The organism is Dawidia cretensis (assembly GCF_018598175.1).
GTDB classification, from domain to species: Bacteria; Bacteroidota; Bacteroidia; order Cytophagales; family Cyclobacteriaceae; genus Ohtaekwangia; species Ohtaekwangia cretensis.
The window spans coordinates 1-239 of record NZ_JAHESE010000255.1 but is presented as its reverse complement, the minus strand read 5'-3'; the positions used below and the strand labels follow the sequence as shown (position 1 = coordinate 239).

1 protein-coding gene is annotated in these 239 nt (G+C 34.3%); it reads left to right on the top strand.

What is annotated here, in order from left to right:
* On the top strand, window positions 1–239 hold a 239-nt coding region (locus KK062_RS30550), incomplete at both ends, for a hypothetical protein (RefSeq protein ID WP_254088154.1).

Genomic DNA, 239 nt, shown 5'->3' with positions numbered 1-239 from the left:
AATCAATTGTGGCTGACTTTATTAATCTGCATGAAGGTGTTTTAATTATTAAATTTAATTCCCAGGTAAGCGGCAATACAGATCTGTATAAGATTAAGTCTTTTCAAAAAATTGTGATCGAATCAAATGGAATCAATCCGTATGCTTACCTTATAGTAGATGCAGGTAACGTTAAGTTTATGACGGAAGAACTCTATGATATGTTGGAGCGTCTCCTTCTGGTTCAGTTGGATGTATGT